This is a genomic window from Sorangium sp. So ce834, from assembly GCF_051521425.1.
GTDB classification, from domain to species: Bacteria; Myxococcota_A; Polyangia; order Polyangiales; family Polyangiaceae; genus Sorangium; species Sorangium cellulosum_D.
Genome location: NZ_CP150351.1, coordinates 4,893,575 through 4,911,505, shown reverse-complemented (window position 1 = coordinate 4,911,505; position 17,931 = coordinate 4,893,575). Strand labels below are relative to the sequence as shown.

The following is a 17,931-nucleotide window of genomic DNA, read 5'->3' as shown; positions in this document are numbered from 1 at the left end:
CTGCAGACAAGGACAGAGGGATTCGATATGCCCATTGCTGGTTCGACGCGGCGACCTGGCCTGTGGACGCTGGCGTTCTTCTGGATCGTGACGCTGGCCCTGTTGCTCGGCTGCAGCGAGGTGGCCGATCCGATGGACGCGCGCTTCCTCAGGCGGCAGTTCCCCGAGCAGGCCGACGCCATCCTTCGAGGCCCCTTTGCCTTCGCCCTGGCGGACGACGGGTTCGAGGCCCCGCGCGCGCTCGACGTGCCCGCCGGCCGCGCCGGTGAGGGCGGGCCGCGCTCCCGGTTCCCGCGGGGCGGCGACGGCGTCGTCCGTTTCCCCCTGTCGGACGGCTCCGAGGCGCTGGTGAGGGAGCTCGGCGCCACGGGCGCCGGCGAGCTCGCGGAAGGCGCGGTGACCTATTCGCGGGCGGGCGGAGCGTCGTTCTGGACCGCCCTCGAAGACGGCTACGAGGAGTGGCTGCTGCTCGAGCCGCGCGCGGTGCGGCGCGATGCGCCCGTGGCCTCCTGGCAGGTCGACGGGGCCGCGCTGCGCCAGGACGGCGAGGCCGTGGAGCTGGCAGACGCGCGCGGCGCGACGCAGATCCGCGTGACGGCGCCCGAGGCCTACGCGGCGGGGGGGAGGCCCGTCGGCGCGCGGCTCACCGCGCGGGGGGAGCGGATCGAGCTGTGGGTGGAGGCCGAGGGCGAGACCGTGCTGGTGGATCCGCGGTGGAGGCTCGGCGGGAAGATGAGCGCCCCCCACTACAGGCACACGGCCACGCTGCTGCCGGACGGGCGGGTCCTCGTCGTCGGCGGCGGCTATCGTCTCGTGGACGCGAGCGACAGCGCCGAGATCTTCGACCCGACCTCCGGCCGATGGTCGATCCACGGCTCGACGAACACCACACGCGCCAATCACACGGCCACGCTGTTGCCGGACGGGCGGGTCCTCGTCGTCGGCGGCCACGCCGGTGTGGGCGCGCTCGACAGCACCGGGGTGTTTGACCCGGCCTCCGGCCAGGGAGGCCGATGGTCCACCGGAAAACCCATGAGCGCTGCCCGCGCCGATCACACGGCGACGCTGCTGCAGGGTGGGCGGGTCCTCGTCGCCGGCGGCGAGGGTCCTGACGGCGCGCTCGACAGCGCCGAGCTGTTCGACCCGGAATCTGGCGCGTGGTCCGCGCTGCCTCCCATGCTCGCCGCCCGCACGGGCCCCACGGCGACGCTGCTGCCGGACGGACGGGTCCTCGTCGCCGGGGGTGTGGGTCCTGACGGCGCGCTCGACAGCGCCGAGCTGTTCGACCCGGCCGTGGGCGCGTGGTCCGCGCTGCCTCCCATGCTCACCGCCCGCGCAGCCCACACGGCAACGCTGCTGCCGAACGGGCGGGTCCTCATCGCCGGGGGTGTGGGTCCTGACGGCGCGCTCAACGGCGCCGAGCTGTTCGACCCGACGTCGAGGACATGGCTCGCCGTCAGGAGCATGGCCGCCGCCCGGCGCGATCATGCCGCGACGCTGCTGCCGGACGGGCGGGTGCTCGTGACCGGCGGCGGCGGTCCCGGAGGCTCGCTCGACGGGGCCGAGGTGTTCGACCCGGGGGCGGGCAAGTGGCTATCGCTCCAGTCCATGCAGCGGTCCCGGGCCGAGCACACCGCGACGCTGCTGTCGGATGGGCAGGTGCTCGTCGCCGGCGGCTCGGAGCGCGATGCCGACGGCTCCTTGCGTGCAGCGATCGACGACGCCGAGCTGCTCGACCCGGACGCCGGCCTGTGGCGGTCCCTCGACCCCTTGCGCACGGCCCGGTACTCGCATACGGCGACGCTGCTGCCGGACGGGCGGGTGCTCGTCGCCGGCGGAGACGCCATCGGTGGCGGGGCGAGCCGTGGACGGTTCCTCGACAGCGCCGAGGTGCTCGACCCGGACTCCGGCACATGGCGCGTCGTCGGCCTCATGCGCCAGGCCCGGGGCTCGCACACGGCGACGTTGCTGCAGGACGGGCGGGTGCTCGTCGCCGGCGGTGATGAGGACCTCGACGCATCATTGGGCGAGACGCGGTCGCTGAGCCACGCCGAGCTGTTCGACCCGGACTCCGGCACATGGCGCGTCGTCGGCCCCATGCACACCGCAAGGGACCAGCATACGGCGACGCTGCTGGACGATGGCAAGGTGCTCGTCGCCGGCGGCCGCGATGAGGGAAGGATTCTGGACAGCGCCGAGCTGTTCGACCCGGCTTCAGAGAGGTGGGTGCTCGTAGCGCCCATGCGCGAGCCGCGATATGCGCACACGGCGACGCTGCTGCCGAACGGGCAGGTGCTCGTCGCCGGCGGGTCTGGCCCTGAGGGAGTGCTCCACGGCGCCGAGGTGTTCGACCCGGCCACAGGCGCGTGGCTGCCCCTCGGGCCCATGATGGCTGCGCGTGCGCGGCACACGGCGACGCGGCTGAAGGACGGCCGGGTCCTCGTCGCCGGCGGAGTCGACGCGGCGGGCGCGCTCGACAGCGCCGAGGTGTTCATCCCGGACTCCGGCAGGTGGAGGCCGCTCGGGGCCATGCACGCCGGCCGCATCGCGCACACCGCCACGCTGCTGTCGGACGGGCGGGTGCTCGTCGTGGGCGGCGCCGACATGCAGGGCTCTGCGCTGCAGCCCGTCGAGGTGTTCGACCCGTCCTCCGGGACGTGGGTCCGTCTCGAGCCGCTGCCCATAGGACGGTACTGGCACACCGCCACGCGGCTGAACGATGGCCGGGTCCTCGTGGCTGGCGGCCTCGATGAAGGCGTGCTCGACAGCGTCTCCGTCTTCCGCCCGATGCCGGACGGCAGCCCCTGCGCGGCGGACGTCGAGTGCCACAGCGGCCACTGCACCGACGGCGTCTGCTGCGAACGGGTCTGCGACGTCTATCTCTGCGAGGCGTGCTCGGCGCTCCGGGGCGCCTCCGCCGACGGCGTCTGCACGTCGCTGCACCCCGACTACCTGCCCTTCGCCTGCTCGCCGCAGACCGGGGAGCAAACGAAGCCCTGCCGGTCGGTCCACGATTGTGCTGACGGCTTCGTCTGCGACGCCGGCGGAGAGTGCGTCCTGCCGCCGCAGAGCACCAGCTATCTCGACAAGGGCGGCTGCCACCTCGCCATCGCGACGGCCGCGGAGCCGGCGGGCCGCGTGCCGGCGGAGCTCGGCCTGCTGACGCTCGCCGCCGCCTCCGCGGCGCTGCGCCGGCGCCGCAGGTGACGGCCTCGGCGACGCTGCGCCGGAGGCCGGTCCCTCGTCTCTCGTCCCTCGTCCCTCGTCTCTCGTCTCTCGTCTCTCGTCTCTCGTCTCTCGTCCCTCATCTCTCGTCTCCCGTGCTCGTCCTTCGTGCGCGTGCGCGTGCGCGCGGACTTCGGCGAATCGCGCACGCGCACGAAGGACGGAAGACGAAGGACGAAGGTCGATTGACGAAGGACGGCGGATCAGCCCCGGCTGAAACCACTCAAGTCTAGATTGAGCAGAGAGCCCTTATAAAGCCACCTCACACACCGCTTTCCTCCCCCCAATCCCCCGCCGCCGCCCACGACATCGTCGCCGTCGATCGCGCCAGCCCGAACCGCCCGTTCCGGTCGACGGCGATGACGCCCCCCGTCACGTCGAGCCGCGCGGCCAGGTGCGCGATGATCTCCCTCGCCGCGTCGACGGCGCTGCTGCCAGCGCGCATCCGCTCCACGGCGGAGTGCGCGGTCACCAGCCGGATCATCCCCTCGCCGTAGCCGGTCGTCGACACCGCGCCGGCCTCGTCGTCTGCGTACGTCCCGGCCCCGATGAGCGGCGAGTCTCCGACCCGCCCGACCCGCTTGTTCGCCGTGCCGCCGGTGCTCGTCGCCGAGGCGGTGAGCCCGCTCGCGTCCCGCGCGACCGCGCCGACCGTGCTCCCCGCCCAGGAGGTCGCGCGGCGCGCGCCCTGCTGGGCCGCGGCGAGCGCCTCCCGCGCGGCCTCGGTGATGAGCGCCGCCTCGCCCACGGGCACGAACCCCTTCATCCGCGCGAACTTCGCGGCGCCGTGCGCGGCGTAGAGCACGTGCCGGCCGTCCTCCAGCGCCGCGCGCGCGATCGCGATCGGCTCGGCGAAATCCGACAGCGCGCAGACCGCGCCGGCGCGCAGACCGCGGCCCTCCATGATCGACGCGTCGAGCTCGACGTGGCCCTCCTCGTTGAGGACCGCCCCCCTGCCCGCGTTGAAGAGCGGATCGTCCTCGAGGACGCGCACCGCGCGCTCGACCGCGTCGAGCGCGCTCCCGCCCTCGGCCAGCACGCGCGCCCCCGCGCGCGCGGCGAGGAGACACCCCGCCGCGTGCAGCGGCCGCCGCTCGGGGGCGACGTCGCCCGCGCCGCCGTGGACCACGATGCAGCGCTGCCCCCCGCGCCCGCCCAGTTGATGGATGACGTGCATCACGCTCGCGGCACCCTACCGCGGCGCGCGCCCCGAGGTCCACGCCCACCCCGCTCACTCGAGCGGGGGCCCGCTCCTCTTGGCGGCAAGCTCGTAGTCCATCCCGCACGGCAGCGCCGCGAACACCGGCGCGACGCTGAGCTCGCCGGCCACGAGATCCTCGCAGCGCGATCCCGCCGTGGGCGCGAACGTATAGGACAGCCTCGCCTTGAACCGCGCGACGTCGTCGCCCGCGTCGCCGAGCTCCCCGTGCGCCCGGTCGCGCCGCTCGACGGAGCACGGCGGCCCCGGCGGCCCGTCGCCGGCGCGCATGTCCACGACCACGCGCCCCTCGATCGAGAAGCTCACCTGGTCCTCGCCGAGGACGCCCTCGATGACGCTGGCGCCGTTGTCCCAGAACAGCGCGCCGTCGCCGCGCGCGAGCTCGACATCGAACTCCCACAGGCGCGTCGCCCCGAGCGCCCCTTCCCCGCACGTGTTTCCCGTCTGCGTCCCGACCACGTGGAACGTGCCGAGCGCGGTCCCCGGACCAGACGCCGCCTGGTCGCCGAAGGCCTCGACGCACGCCGGGAGCCCAGGCAGCACCGACAAGAGCGACGCGAGCAGCAGCATCCGCATCGCCGCCGCGTACCAGACGGACGCGGCGCAGGCAAAAAAGGCGCTCGCGGGCAAGCTCGCGGGCGATGGAAAGAAAAAACGGGTCGGGTGCTTCGTTTGCACCCGACCCGTCCCGTGGGCCTCTACCGGAGGCCGTCTGGACCCCGCTTGATCCCGCCTGTGCGGCGCCTCCCCTGTCCCATCGCGACGAGCGATCGACCCCGGAGCACCGGTGAGAATCGTTCCCGGAAGACCTGAGTCTTCCCCGATTCCCTCTCTGCCGGCCTCGCGGAGGTCGCGATGGCGGTCAACAGGTTGTTAGGCACCGGACCTGGCCGAGCGCGGAGGCGTCTCGCAAGGCCCCGATGGCCCTGCGTCACGCTCCACGAGGGTCAGCTGTTCCCAGCCTCCGGTATAGAAGAGCCACTGGTACTGTGCATGGTGTCCATCCCTCCTCCGGCGTGCCGGCACCCCGCGCCGGATCGAAAGAGATCGTCCGGCATGGCAAGGGTGTTCGATTGCGGATCAGCGGAGAGCCCGCCGATCTGGTGTCGACCTCAGCACCGTGGTGCTCCACGGCAGGACCATCCTGGAGCTGATGCTCCGTCCGAGGCCGAGGACCAGCCTATCACCGCTGTTCAGGCGAGCAAGGGGCTCACGCACCGAAACATCGAAAGCAACTCGCTTCCATGCATTCCCGCCCTCCCGCGCTCCGCCCTCCCGCGCTCCGCCCTGCCGCGCACGCACCCTGCCGCGCGCGCACGCACGCAGCGCGCCGCGCTCGAAGCGGCCCGACGGGACGACGCGCGCTCGGCGGCATGCGCGGCGCGCAACGGGCGCAGCGCGCCCGAGGACGGGAGCGCCTCCGACGGAGCGTGTCCGCGGCCGCGGAGCGGAACCGCGGCGAGCACGGCCGCGGCGGACCTCGGCGCGGCGAGCTCCGCTGGCGCTCGTCGGCGCTTGCGCGCGCCGGCTACACGTGCACGAACCAGCTCGGCTCCTCGGCCTCGGGCAGCGCCGTGGCGAGGACCGCGAGCATCGCATCGATCTCTTCCTTCGTGTGCACGCCGCTGCGCAGGATGGCCGCCGGCCCCTCGCCCGCCGGCACCACGACCGACTCGACGGCGAGCGCCGTCTCGACGCCGTAGCCGTAGGACGCCAGCGTCACGACCGCGGTGGCTTCCCGGTCGTCGAGCAGCCTGCGGATCGTCATCGTGCGCCGCACGCGCTCGCTGTCCTCGGCCCACGACGCGAGCCACGCGCGCGTCGCCTCGTCGAGGCCGACGAGCACGAGCTGTGCGGGGGGCATCGCTTCGGGATCGGCCGCGGCCACGGCGGCGCGGTGGAAGCCCCGCACCTCCCGGCACCAGAGCGGCGGCGCACCGTCGACCCGGACGAGGAAGCCGTACGGGCCACGAGCCCCCTCTCGCTCGGAGCCCCCCGAAGAAGCGGAAGAGAAACTGTCGTTCGACACGAAGGGAGACGATACACGAGCTCCGCTCGGCGGAGGAAGCCCGCTCAATTGCGCAGCACGTCGAACCGACAAGGCTCCGCCCAGGTCACACGCGGCCCTTGGGTGCGCTCGGCGCTTCCGTCCTCTCCCGTCGCCTTCCGTCTCCTTCCGTTGCCTTCCGTCTCCGTTCGTCTCCCCTTCCGTCCTCTCCCGTCGCCTTCTGTCACCTTCCGCCGCCTTCCGTCGCCTTCCGTCGCCTTCCGTCGCTTCCGATCTGTTCCGTTCGCCGCCCAAGCTTCTCGCGCTTCCCATGCTTCCCGTCGGTTTCCTGCGCTTTCCGCCGCGTCCACGGTCCCCACAACGAGAACGCCACACTCCTTGGATTTCGGCTAAGGTGGCGCCCGCCTCCCCCGTGGAGCCCGTCCGGGACGGGGTGCGTTCTGCACCTACGGCGTCGCCCCGGCCGACGGGCTCTGGCCCGCAGCGGCGGGTCGGGGCGGCGGCAGCAGCGCTCGCCGCCGGGCGCGCTGCCGCGGCAGGCCGGCGCAGGGGCCCGCCGGCGCGCCCCCACGTCACCTCGATCCCGATCCCGAACCGCAGGCCATGAAGCTCACGTCACAAGAAATCATCGAGATCGTCGCCGCGTTCTGCGCCTACTTCGGCGCCGCGTACGCGCTCAACTCCTTCGCCCCGCCGCGCCTTCGCTTGCTCGCGCGGTACGGCACGGTCGCCGCGGGCGTCGCGCTGTTCTTCTATGGCCTGCAGCGGTACATCGACGAGCACGCCCGCGCGGTGGACCTCGCGAAGGTGCTGATCGCGATGGGCGCCGCGTTCTGCGTCTTCTACGAGACGCAGCGCGAGGGGATGCGCCGGCCGGTCGCGGAGCGCTGGAAGCGGTTCGTCGGCGTGGCGCTCGGGGTCGCCGCCATCATCGCCTACTTCAACGGCTTCCGCTTCGGCTATCCCAAGTACTACCACCGCTGGGATCAGTTCCATTACTACATGGGGGCCAAGTACTTCCCCGAGATGGGGTACGACGGCCTCTACAAGTGCGCGCTGATCGCGCAGGACGAGCTCGGGCTCGTCACGTACACGAACGAGGACACCGGGCGGCCCGTCAAGCTCGACATGTCCAAGGAGGTCCGCCACCCGGACAAGAAGATCCGGAACCTCGGCGGCGACAACCTCCTCATGCCGGCGAGCGAGGTGCTCGACAAACCCGAGATCTGCAAGGCGCACTTCTCCCCCGAGCGCTGGGAGGCGTTCAAGTTCGACGTGCAGTTCTTCCGGACGGCCTCCGACAAGGGCTACTGGGAGGACATGCAGAAGGACCACGGCTACAACCCGCCGCCGGTCTGGACGATCATGGGCAAATTCTGGGCGGACCTGCAGCCGGCCAGCACCCGCTACCTCCAGTTCCTCGCCAGCTTCGATATTTTCTACCTGCTCGGCATGTTCGCCGCCCTCTACTGGGCCTTCGGGTGGCGGGTCTTCGCCGTCGCGGCGATCTTCTGGGGCTGCCAGTCGTCGGCGCCGTTCTACTGGACCGGCGGCGCGTTCCTCCGGCAGGACTGGCTCTTCTACCTCGTCCTCTCGGCCTGCCTCATCCGCAAGCGCTACTACAAGCTCGCGGGCGCGAGCATGGTCTACGCCGGCCTCCTGCGCATCTTCCCGGGCCTGCCCGTGATCGGCTGGCTGACCGTCGCCGGGATTTACCTCGCCCGCCACAAGCGGATGGCCCGGTCGCACGTGCAGGTCCTGATCGGCGGCGTCCTCGCCGCGGCCGTGCTCATCCCGGTGAGCCTCAAGGTCTCCGGCAAGGACTCGTACAGGCAGTTCTACGAGCACACCCTCAAGGTGCACGACCAGACGCCGCTGACGAACCACATGGGCCTCCGCGTGCTCGTCGCCCACAAGCCCGGGACCGGCGTCGAGTCCGGTCGGATGAAGTACACGAAGGACACGAAGCTCGTCGATCCGTTCGAGGTCTGGAAGCGGATGCGCAACGAGCGCTACGCGAAATACCGGTGGATCGCCTACGGGATCATCGCCGCCAGCTTCGCGGGCTTCGTCTACGTGTGCCGACGGATCCGCTCGCTGTGGGTGGCCCAGTGCCTGGCGCAGATCTTCGTCATTCTGCTCTCGCAGCTCACCTGTTATTACTATTCGTTCATGATCCTGAGCGCGCCGCTCACCCGGCTGAAACGGCAGATCGAGGTGCCCCTGTTCGGCCTGGCCGCCCTCAGCCAGTTCATCTGGATCACGTTCTACTATAACGACGATAAATACACGGCGCTCACCGCGGTCTCACTCGCCTTCTGCTATTACCTGCTCTGCCTCTTCTCGGGGAAGCCGGTGCCGTGGGCGCGGCGGCACGAGCCGGCGATCGCCGACGACGCGAAGCCGGCGGGCCAGCAGGCCTGAGGCGCCGCCCCGCCGCGCTTACCCTCGACATCGCCCCCAACCACGCCCGGAGACGCCGGGAATCGAACGATGATCGAACGATGACGGACGTAGAGCGAGAGCATCCTGAAGAGCCTGGCGACCTCCACGGAGACGAGGGTCGTCCGAGCGACCCCGGTGCGCCGGCCCCCGCGCCGCCCCGGCGCGTCGAGGAGCGGGCGGTCCACGCCTTCCGGAAGGTCCCGCGGACCGGCGTCATTTACGTGACGACCGAGGCCGCGCGCCTCGGGTTCAAACCGGGCGCCGAGGGGGCCGACGGCTGGTGCAACCTCGGGCAAGGCCAGCCGGAGACCGGCCCGCTCCCGGGCGCGCCCGAGCGCTGCGCGGCCGTGGCGATCGCCGGCGACGACCAGGAGTACGCGCCGGTGGCGGGCCTGTGGGAGCTGCGCGAGGCGATCGCGTCGCTGTACAACCGCGCGTACCGGCGGGGCATGCCGTCGCGCTACACGGCCGAGAACGTCGCCGTGTCGGGCGGCGGCCGCATCGCCCTCACCCGCGCCGCGGCGGCGCTCGGGCAGATCAACCTCGGCCACTTCCTGCCCGACTACACCGCGTACGAGGAGCTGCTCGACGTCTTCCGGCTGTTCTCGCCGATCCCGATCCTGCTCGAGGGCGAGCGGGGCTACTCGTTCTCGGTCGGCGACCTCCGCCGCGAGATCCTCGGCCGCGGCCTGAGCGCGATCCTCGCGTCGAACCCCTGTAACCCGACCGGGAAGCACGTGCGCGGCGAGGAGCTCGCCGCGTGGGTGCGCACCGCGAAGGAGCTCGATTGCGCGCTCCTGCTCGACGAGTTCTACTCGCACTACGTCTACGGCATGGGCGACGTCGCCCCGATGGAGAGCGCCGCGCGGTACGTCGAGGAGGTCGACCGCGATCCGGTGGTGATCTTCGACGGCCTGACGAAGAACTGGCGCTACCCCGGCTGGCGCGTCACCTGGACCCTGGGGCCCCGCGAGGTCATCGAGGCGGTGGCGAGCGCCGGCAGCTTCCTCGACGGGGGCGGCTCGAAGCCGATGCAGCGCGCCGCGGCAGAGCTGCTCACCATCGAGCACACCCGCGCCGAGACGACGGCCATCCACCGCGCGTTCTCGCGGAAACGCGAGCTCATGCTGGCGGGGCTGCGCAAGATCGGCGTTACCATCGACGCGGCGCCCGAGGGCACGTTCTACGTCTGGGGCTCGGTCGCCGACCTGCCGCCGGGGCTGTCGGACGGCCACGGCTTCTTCCGGGCGGCGCTCGGGGAGCGGGTCATCGTCGTGCCGGGCGAGTTCTTCGACGTCAACCCGGGCAAGCGCCGGGCGGGGCGGCCGTCACGGTTCCGTCACCACGTCCGCTTTTCGTTCGGCCCGAGCGAGGACGTCCTCGTCCGGGCGCTCGGGCGGCTCGAGCGCATGGTAGGCGAGCGTCGCCGGGCCTGACACCGGCGGCGCAGCGGAGCGGTGAGGCGGGGCCGAGCGCCAGGTCTTGTCGCGCTGCACGTCTTCCGACATGGTGGGGGAGCGCGTGGCCAAAGATCCGTGGAGTGATTGGAACGACGACGACCCCGGTAACTTCCAGCCGGGCGATACGATCGGCCCCTACGAGCTGCTGTTTCCTGCGGCCGTGGGCGGCATGGCCGCCGTTTGGGCCGCGCGGCTCAGGCGCCCCAACGGCACCGTCCAGATCGTCGCCGTCAAGCTGTTGTCGGACGCGATGCGGGGGGACGACGACGCGCGCGCGATGTTCCTCGACGAGGCGTGCACCGCGTCGCGCATCCTCCACCCGAACGTGGTGCACATCCTGGCGTACGGCGAGGTCCGCGATCGGCCGTACCTCGCCATGGAGTGGATCGACGGCGCCCCGATCGCGAAGATCTTCTCGAACCAGAAGGCGAAGCGCGCGCTCCTGCCGCTCGGCTGGGTGCTCCACGTGATGATCGACGCGTGCGCCGGCCTGCACGCGGCGCACGAGGTCCGCGACGACACGGGGGAGCTGCTCAACCTCATCCACCGCGACGTCACGCCGGAGAACGTGATGGTGACGTTCGACGGCATGGTCAAGGTCGTCGACTTCGGCGTCGCGAAGACGCGGGCGCGCGCGCAGATCAGCCGCGTCGGCGCGATCAAGGGCAAGACGGGGTATTTCTCGCCCGAGCAGGTGATGGGCGGGGCGCTCGACCGCCGGAGCGATCTCTTCTCCATGGGCGTGCTGCTCTACCTGCTCGTGACGGGCCACACGCCGTTCCGCGGCAAGGGCCCGCTCGAGGCGATGCAGCAGATCGCCAACCGCAACCCGCAGCCGCCGCGCGAGATCATGCCCGAGGTCCACCCGGAGCTCGATCGCATCATCATGCGGGCGCTCGCCAAGAACCCGAACGACCGGTACCAGACGGCCGCGGAGCTGCGCCGCGATCTCGAGCAGGTGAGCCTCGCGGTCGGCGAGAGCTACGGCGACAAGCAGGTGGGCCAGCTCGTCCGCGACCTGCTCCCCGGGGTCGCGGAGGCGCGCAAGGAGCGGATCGACCAGGCGATCGACGAGCTCGACCGCATCCTCGCCGAGCGCGCCCACCCGCACAAGCCGCAGGCCGCGCGCCCGGAGGACGCGACCGAGGTGATGCTCCGGCGCATCTCCATGCTGCCGATCCTGCAGGACGGGCCGGAGGCGTCGGAGGACGCGGCCGACGCGGCGCCGCCGTCCGCCGGCCCCGCGAGCTCGCGCATGTCGGGGCCCGCGAGCTCGCGCATGTCGGGTCCGGCCAGCTCGCGCATGTCGGGTCCGGCCAGCTCGCGCATGTCCGGGCCCGCGAGCTCGCGCATGTCGGGTCCGGCCAGCTCGCGCCGGTCGAACCCCGATCCGACGCGCAAGTCGAACCCGGACGCGACCCGCAAGTCGCACCCGGACGCGACGAGCTCGCCGCTCGAGTTCGCCGCGGGGCTCTCGCCGCTGCCGCTGGGTGCGCCGCCGGTGCCTTCGGGCCGCCCGGCGGCGCACGCGGGTCCGGCGCACGCGAGCGGGCCTGCGGGCACGGCCGCGTCGATGCCCGAGCAGCGACCGCGCCCGGCTCCGGCGAAGGGGGGCTGGTTCGTCCGCGTGGCGCTGCTGACGCTGATCGTCCTGGGCCTCGCGGCGGCGGCGTTCCTGCTGGTCCAGCGCTCCGGCGGCCTGCGGCTCGGTTCGCTGACGCTGCCCTTCGCGCGCCCCAGCGCGTCCGGGCCGGCGCTGGCTCCGCCCGACGCCTCTGCCGGCGCGACGGCGGAGGCGGCGGCTGCGCCTGCGCCGGCCGTGACGCCGGTGAGCGGCGCCATCGCCGACGCCGCCGCCCCAACCGAGGCGGCCGAGCTGGCCGCCGACGCCGCCGCCCCGGCCGACGCGGTCGCCGACGCCGCCGCCCCGGCCGACGCCGCGGCCCCTGCCGACGCCGCCGCGCCGCTCCCGAGCGGGCAGCCGGCGTATGGGCCCGGCGGCGCCGCGCCCGCGCCGGGGACGCCGTACCCGTCGCCTCCGGTCGCTCCCGTGCCGCGCGCCCCGGGGCCGTTGCCGCCGCCGCCCGTCACCGGGTCGGCCGTGCAGCAGCCTCCGGCGCAGCCTGCATGGCGTTCAAACCCGCCCCGCCCCACGCAGCCTCCGCCGCGGCCGCCTGGGCCGGCCTCGCCGCCCCCCCTCGACCTGGCGCCACGGTAACGCCGCCCGACCGGGCGCGGCTCTGGTCTCCGCCCGACCGGGCGCGGCTCTGGCCTTCGCCAGCGCCGCGTGCGCGCCCTTCGCCGCGGCGGGCGCGCTCAGTCCTTCTTCGGCTTGTCGGCCTGCGGCCTCTCGGGGATCGGCGTCGCGCGCGACGCAGGCTTGTCGGGGATCGGCGTCGCGCGGGACGCGGCTTTCTTCAGGGACGACTCCGCGAGCGACACAAGCATTGCGAGGTTCACCGGCTTCGAGAGCAGGAAGATCGCGTGCCGCCGGAGCGCGCGGATGCGGGCCTGCTGCGACTCGTCGGCGGTGACGACGAAGACGGGCGTGTCCCGGTTCAGCCCCCCCTTGGCCGAGAGCGACTCGAGCACGCTGAAGCCGTCGACCCCCGGCATGTGCAGGTCGAGCACCACGAGATCGAATTTGCGCGCGGCGAGCCGCCGCAGCGCCGGCGCCCCGCCGTTCGCCTCCTCGACGTCGCCGAGCGGGCGGAGCGCGCGGACAAACATGCCTCGGATCGCGGTGTCGTCGTCGATGACGAGGATGCACGTCACAGCATGAAGATGTTTGCACGGATACGGAAGCGCCGGAAGCCCGCGGCCCGATCTCCGCACCGCGCGGCGCGAGCGTCCACAACGCCTCGCGCCGCGGGTGTGATTCGCGCGTCCGCCGCGCGCATCCTCATGAAAGCGCTCGGCCGTGCTCGCGCGCGGAGCCGCGGGCGCGACGTGCGCACGGCCAAGACGGACACACCGTCATCCCAGATCCAGGGCTCCATGGCCTCGGGCGAGGCGTGGACGCCACGGACGGGCTGCGGTAGACGCGGAGGAAGACCTCACCCGCACCGCAAAGGAACGATCCATGGGCAAGTTCACCATCACGAACGAGATCAACTGCAACGTCGACACCTTTTGGAAGCTGTTCCTGGACAAGACCTTCAACGAGGAGCTTTACCGGAAGGAGCTCGGATTTCCCGAGTACACCATCACGGAGCAGGTCGAGACGGAGACGGAGATCATCCGGAGGTCGGCCGGGAAGCCGAAGATGAATTTGCCCGGTCCGGTGGAGAAGCTGCTCGGCTCCGGCTTCCGCTATACCGAGGAAGGCAAGCTGAACAAGGCCACCAAGGTGTGGACCTTCAAGCTGACGCCAAGCACCCTGGCCGACAAGATGCGCAACGAGGGCACGGTGCGCGTCGAGGCGATCGGCGACAACAAGGTGCGTCGGATCGCCGAGCTCGTCATCGAAGCGAAGGTGTTCGGTGTCGGCGGCCTGCTCGAGAGCAGCGCTGAAAAGGAGCTGCGGCAGGGGTGGGAAGAGAGCGCCGTCTTCATGAACAAGTGGATCGCTCAGGGCAGAGCGATCTAGCTCCTCGCGCCTGACGCGCCGAACGAGCCGCCCAGGCGCCGGCCGGTCCGCCGCAGCCCGCTGTCGCCGCCAGGCAGCCAGACGCAGGCGCCGCCGGCGAGCGACGCCCGCGAGCGGCCGCCCTCCTCCGCCCACCCCGCGCCTGGGTGAACACGCGACCTGCACGTCCAGGGTCAAAGCGTGCGATCTTCTGTAGTGTATCTTGCTGAGGCAGCTTACATGAACCAGGGCCACGGCATGGTGCACGTGGTCATCATCGGTGCCGGCTTCGGCGGTCTCTACGCGGCGCAGGCGCTCCGGCGCGAGCCGGTGCGGGTGACCGTGATCGACCGGCGGAACCATCACACGTTCCAGCCCCTCCTGTATCAGGTCGCGACCGCGGGCCTGAACGCGAGCGACATCGCCGCGCCCATCCGGCGCGTGCTCCGCAAGCAGAAGAACACGAGCGTGCTCCTCGCCGAGGTGACGGCGATCGATCCGGCGCGCAAGCGGGTGATCTTCGAGGACGGCGAGCTCGGCTACGACAAGCTGATCGTGGCCGCCGGGGCGTCGCACTCCTATTTCGGGCACGACGAGTGGGCGCCGTTCGCGCCCGGGCTGAAGACCGTCGACGATGCGCTGGAGATACGGCGGCGCGTCCTCCTCGCCTTCGAGGCGGCCGAGCGCGAGCCCGATCCGGCGCGGCGGAAGGCCTGGATGACGTTCGTGGTGGTCGGCGCGGGCCCGACCGGCGTGGAGCTCGCCGGGGCGCTCTCGGAGCTCGCGCGGCACACGCTCGTGCGCGAGTTCCGGCACATCAACCCGCGCGACGCGCGCATCGTCGTCGTCGAGGGCGCCGGGCAGGTGCTGCCGTCGTACGTCCCCGAGCTCGGCGAGAAGGCGCGCGCGCAGCTCGCGGGGCTCAACGTGGAGGTGCGGACGCGCTGCCTCGTCACCGGGATCGACGAGGACGGGGTCTCGATCGGCGACCAGCGGATCGAGGCCAAGACCGTGCTCTGGGGGGCCGGCGTGGCCGCCTCGCCCCTCGCCCGGAGCCTCGGGGTGCCGCTCGACCGGGCAGGGCGCGTGCTGGTGGAGCCGGACCTGACCGTGCCCGGCCACGAGGACATCTACGTCATCGGCGACCTCGCGTCGCTGAAGCAGGAGGACGGGACGCCGGTGCCAGGCGTGGCGCCGGCGGCGATCCAGGAAGGGCGCCACGCCGCGCGGAACATCGCGCGCGCCGTGCGGGGGCAGCCGCGGCTGCCGTTCCGGTACCGCGACAAGGGCTCGATGGCGACGATCGGGCGGGCCGCCGCGGTCGCCGACTTCGGCAAGGTGAAGCTCTCCGGGTTCCTGGCGTGGCTCGCGTGGCTCTTCGTCCACATCCTGTTCCTCATCGGCTTCCGCAGCCGGTTCCTGGTGCTGTTCTCGTGGGCCCTGTCCTACCTGACCTACGAGCGCGCCGCGCGGCTGATCACGGGAGAGACCCCCCGGCTCGTCGAGGATCACCCCGCGCCGGCGCTCGAGCCGCGACGGGACGCCGGCGCGCTCGGGGCCCAGCCGCTGGAGCACGCGCGCACGCGCGCCTAGGCGCCGCCCCGACGCGCCGCCGCGCGGCCCGCTCCGCCCGAGAGCGCGCGCCGAAGGGCGGCGTCCTGCGCGCGTCTGGACCTTTGCGCGCGAGCTGCGTTAGCGTCGTAGACCATGGACATCCATCCCGGACAGGGCGCCTCCGCGCACCCCTCGCGAGCCCTCCTCGCCAGCGCAGCATCCCTCGCCGCACTCCTGCTCGGCGCCCCCGCCGCCTTCGCGCAGTCGGCGGACGCAGCCGCCCCTGCCGGCGCGCAGCCGCAGGCCGCGCCCCATGGCGCCCCCCCGCCGTACGGCGCACCTGCCCCCTACGGGCAGCAGCCCGGCTATTACCCGCCGCCCGGGTACGCCCCCCCTCCTGGATACGCCCCGCCGCCCGGATACGGCCAGACCCCCACCGGGTATGCGGTCGGCCCGCGGATCATGAGCTACGAGGAGGGGCAGGCCGTCCCCGAGGGCTACCACGTCGAGGAGAGGGCGCGCCGCGGCCTGGTCATCGGCGGCGCCGTGACGTTCGGCGTCACGTACCTCCTCTCGGCCATGGTCGGGCTCGTCGCTGAGAGCGCGGACCGCGCGAGCGGCGGCACCGGAGAGAGCTACATCCCGCTCTACATCCCCGTCGCCGGGCCCTTCATCACGATCGGCACCGCCGACGCGAAGGGCGGCGGGGTCTTCGTCCTCATGGTCGACGGGCTGGCCCAGGCCGCCGGCGTCGCCATGTTCATCGGCGGCCTCGCCGCGCCGGAGACGAAGCTCGTCCGCAACGACGTCTCCCTCTCCGTGAAGCCGATCGTCACCGGCGACACGCTCGGGCTCGGCGTCTCCGGCTCGCTCTGAGCGCGCGCCGCCGGCGCCCCGGCGTCACGTCGCGACCGGCGGCGTCTCGTCCATCGTCTTGACGGCGCGCTTGGCGCGGCGGCGCACGTCGACGTGCAGCGACTCGTCGAAGTTGATGGCCGAGAACGCGGCGCGCGCCTCGATGTTCTTGCCGAGGGCGGCGTAGGCCTCGGCCTCGTTCCAGCGCAGCTTCCAGTCGCGCTTCGCGAGATCCGAGAGCTTCGCGGCGTCGGCGATGATCTCCTCGTACCGCTGCTGCTTTCCGAGCTCGCTCCAGTACTCGGCCCGGAGGTCGTCGTCCCCGGGCGCGAGCGCGACGGCCGCGGCGAAGCCGGCGAGCGCGTCGTCGATCCGGCCCGCGACGAGCTCGGCGCGGGCGAGCGAGCGGCGCGCGCCCGCGCTCTCGGGGTGCGCGGCGACGAAGGCGGCGAGCGCGGGGAGCGCCGCGTTGACCTTCTGGATGTCGGCGGGGTCGCTCGGCCAGAACCGGAGCGAGAGGGCGGCGAGATCGCCGGGGTCGCTCTCGAGCGCGCGCTCGATCGCGGCGGGCGCCTCGTCGCCGCGGCCGGCCTTGGAGAGGCATTTCGCGAGCTCGACCCACGCGCCCGACGACGACGGCGCCGTCTTCACGAACGCCTCGGCCGCGGCGAGCGCCTCGTCGGTGCGCCCGAGCGCGCGCAGGGCGGCGATCCGCGCGAGGTGCGCCCGCTCGACGCGGTCGCCCTCGCCCGCGACGGCGACGGCGCGGTCGGCCGCGCCCAGCGCGACGTCGTGGCGGAGCTCGCGCTCGTGGTAGGCGAGCTGCTCGAGGTAGAAGGCGCTGTCGCGCGGCGCCGCGTCCCACTGGCCGGTCAGGTAGTCGAGCACCGCGTCGGAGCGCACGTAGACGAGCGAGGCCGCGTCGCGCGGGTTCTCGTAGATCGGCACCAGGACCCCGAGCTGCACCATCGCGTCGAGCGCCGGCTGGCAGTCGGGCTTCGCCTCGAGCGCGAGCACCATCTCGTCGAGGGCGGCGTCCTTCTTCTGCATCGCCAGGTGCACCTGCCCGACCGCCACGTGATAGTCGGCGTCCCCCTGGAACGTCTTCCGGATCGCCTGGAAGCTCTTCAGCGCCGCGGGGTGGTCGCCCATGTTGGCCTGCGCCGAGGCGAGGTTCAGCCGCGCGGCGTGGTCGTCGGGGTCCATGGTGACGATGCGCTTGAGCGCCGAGATCGCCTTCTCGTAGTCACGCTCGCCGAAGGCCTTCTGCGCGCGCTCCCAGACCGGCGCCTTGTCGAGGAAGGCCTCGAGCTGCGAGACGAGCGCGCTGTTCTGCTTGCGCCAGACGCCGCTCTTGCCGGCCTCGGAGCTCGTGAGAAAGTCCTTGATCCACTTGCGGGCGGCGTCGATGCTGAGCCCTTTGTCGGCGAGCCCCTCGAACTCGCCCCGGGGCACCGGCATGCGCGCGGGGATCCCCTGCCGGCGCGCCGTGTTCTCGTCGAGGCCGATCAGCACCCAGTCGCTTTGCTCGCTCATGATCCTAGGACGGTAGCCGCCGTGCCCCGCCGGGATCAAGCGACGTCTCGGCGCAGCGCGC

Annotated in this window: 12 protein-coding genes; 7 read left to right on the top strand and 5 right to left on the bottom strand. The window is 72.5% G+C overall.

The window, feature by feature from the left end; all coding sequences use genetic code 11:
- Nucleotides 1–27 precede the first annotated feature (27 nt).
- The gene (locus tag WMF20_RS17805) at nucleotides 28–3,207 is read left to right on the top strand and encodes a Kelch repeat-containing protein (RefSeq protein ID WP_437615149.1); all 3,180 of its coding nucleotides are present in this window, start codon (nucleotides 28–30) and stop codon (nucleotides 3,205–3,207) included.
- Nucleotides 3,208–3,487: 280 nt separating this feature from the next.
- On the opposite strand, the gene WMF20_RS17800 is transcribed toward WMF20_RS17805, so the two are convergent.
- The 3 genes from WMF20_RS17800 to WMF20_RS17790 all read right to left on the bottom strand — a co-directional run bounded on the left by WMF20_RS17800 (nucleotide 3,488) and on the right by WMF20_RS17790 (nucleotide 6,473).
- Nucleotides 3,488–4,402: an isoaspartyl peptidase/L-asparaginase gene (locus tag WMF20_RS17800; RefSeq protein WP_437617137.1), complete on the bottom strand. Its 915-nt coding sequence runs from the start codon at nucleotides 4,400–4,402 to the stop codon at nucleotides 3,488–3,490.
- A 54-nt stretch (nucleotides 4,403–4,456) separates the two neighbouring features.
- Entirely contained in the window at nucleotides 4,457–5,020 is a 564-nt protein-coding gene (locus WMF20_RS17795) for a hypothetical protein (protein WP_437615147.1), read from the bottom strand.
- Between the two features lie 952 nt (nucleotides 5,021–5,972).
- Nucleotides 5,973–6,473, bottom strand: a complete 501-nt coding sequence (locus WMF20_RS17790) for a hypothetical protein (protein ID WP_129575480.1) — start codon at nucleotides 6,471–6,473, stop codon at nucleotides 5,973–5,975.
- 582 nt (nucleotides 6,474–7,055) lie between these two features.
- Here WMF20_RS17790 and WMF20_RS17785 point away from each other — a divergent pair.
- From WMF20_RS17785 to WMF20_RS17775, 3 genes are all read left to right on the top strand, one after another.
- A complete protein-coding gene (locus WMF20_RS17785) occupies nucleotides 7,056–8,876 on the top strand; it encodes a hypothetical protein (protein WP_437615145.1) in 1,821 nt (606 codons plus the stop codon).
- 80 nt (nucleotides 8,877–8,956) lie between these two features.
- Nucleotides 8,957–10,333 (top strand): pyridoxal phosphate-dependent aminotransferase, encoded by a 1,377-nt coding sequence (locus WMF20_RS17780; RefSeq protein ID WP_437615143.1) that lies wholly within the window; start codon nucleotides 8,957–8,959, stop codon nucleotides 10,331–10,333.
- A gap of 85 nt (nucleotides 10,334–10,418) precedes the next feature.
- On the top strand, nucleotides 10,419–12,575 hold the full coding sequence (locus tag WMF20_RS17775) for a serine/threonine-protein kinase (RefSeq protein ID WP_437615141.1): 2,157 nt from the start codon (nucleotides 10,419–10,421) through the stop codon (nucleotides 12,573–12,575).
- Nucleotides 12,576–12,673: 98 nt separating this feature from the next.
- Here WMF20_RS17775 and WMF20_RS17770 read toward each other — a convergent pair whose 3' ends face one another.
- Nucleotides 12,674–13,132 carry a response regulator gene (locus WMF20_RS17770; RefSeq protein WP_437615139.1) on the bottom strand — a complete coding sequence of 153 codons (459 nt, stop codon included), beginning with the start codon at nucleotides 13,130–13,132 and terminating at the stop codon, nucleotides 12,674–12,676.
- Between the two features lie 307 nt (nucleotides 13,133–13,439).
- On the opposite strand from WMF20_RS17770, the gene WMF20_RS17765 reads away from it, so the two are divergent.
- The 3 genes from WMF20_RS17765 (at nucleotide 13,440) to WMF20_RS17755 (ending at nucleotide 16,355) form a co-directional block, all read left to right on the top strand.
- Nucleotides 13,440–13,946: a DUF2505 domain-containing protein gene (locus WMF20_RS17765; protein WP_437615137.1), complete on the top strand. Its 507-nt coding sequence runs from the start codon at nucleotides 13,440–13,442 to the stop codon at nucleotides 13,944–13,946.
- A gap of 219 nt (nucleotides 13,947–14,165) precedes the next feature.
- Nucleotides 14,166–15,518 (top strand): NAD(P)/FAD-dependent oxidoreductase, encoded by a 1,353-nt coding sequence (locus tag WMF20_RS17760; protein WP_437615135.1) that lies wholly within the window; start codon nucleotides 14,166–14,168, stop codon nucleotides 15,516–15,518.
- Between the two features lie 114 nt (nucleotides 15,519–15,632).
- On the top strand, nucleotides 15,633–16,355 hold the full coding sequence (locus WMF20_RS17755; RefSeq protein ID WP_437615133.1) for a hypothetical protein: 723 nt from the start codon (nucleotides 15,633–15,635) through the stop codon (nucleotides 16,353–16,355).
- Nucleotides 16,356–16,379: 24 nt separating this feature from the next.
- Here the strand turns inward: WMF20_RS17755 and WMF20_RS17750 are convergent, their stop codons facing one another.
- Nucleotides 16,380–17,870 (bottom strand): tetratricopeptide repeat protein, encoded by a 1,491-nt coding sequence (locus WMF20_RS17750; protein ID WP_437615131.1) that lies wholly within the window; start codon nucleotides 17,868–17,870, stop codon nucleotides 16,380–16,382.
- Nucleotides 17,871–17,931: the final 61 nt, after the last annotated feature.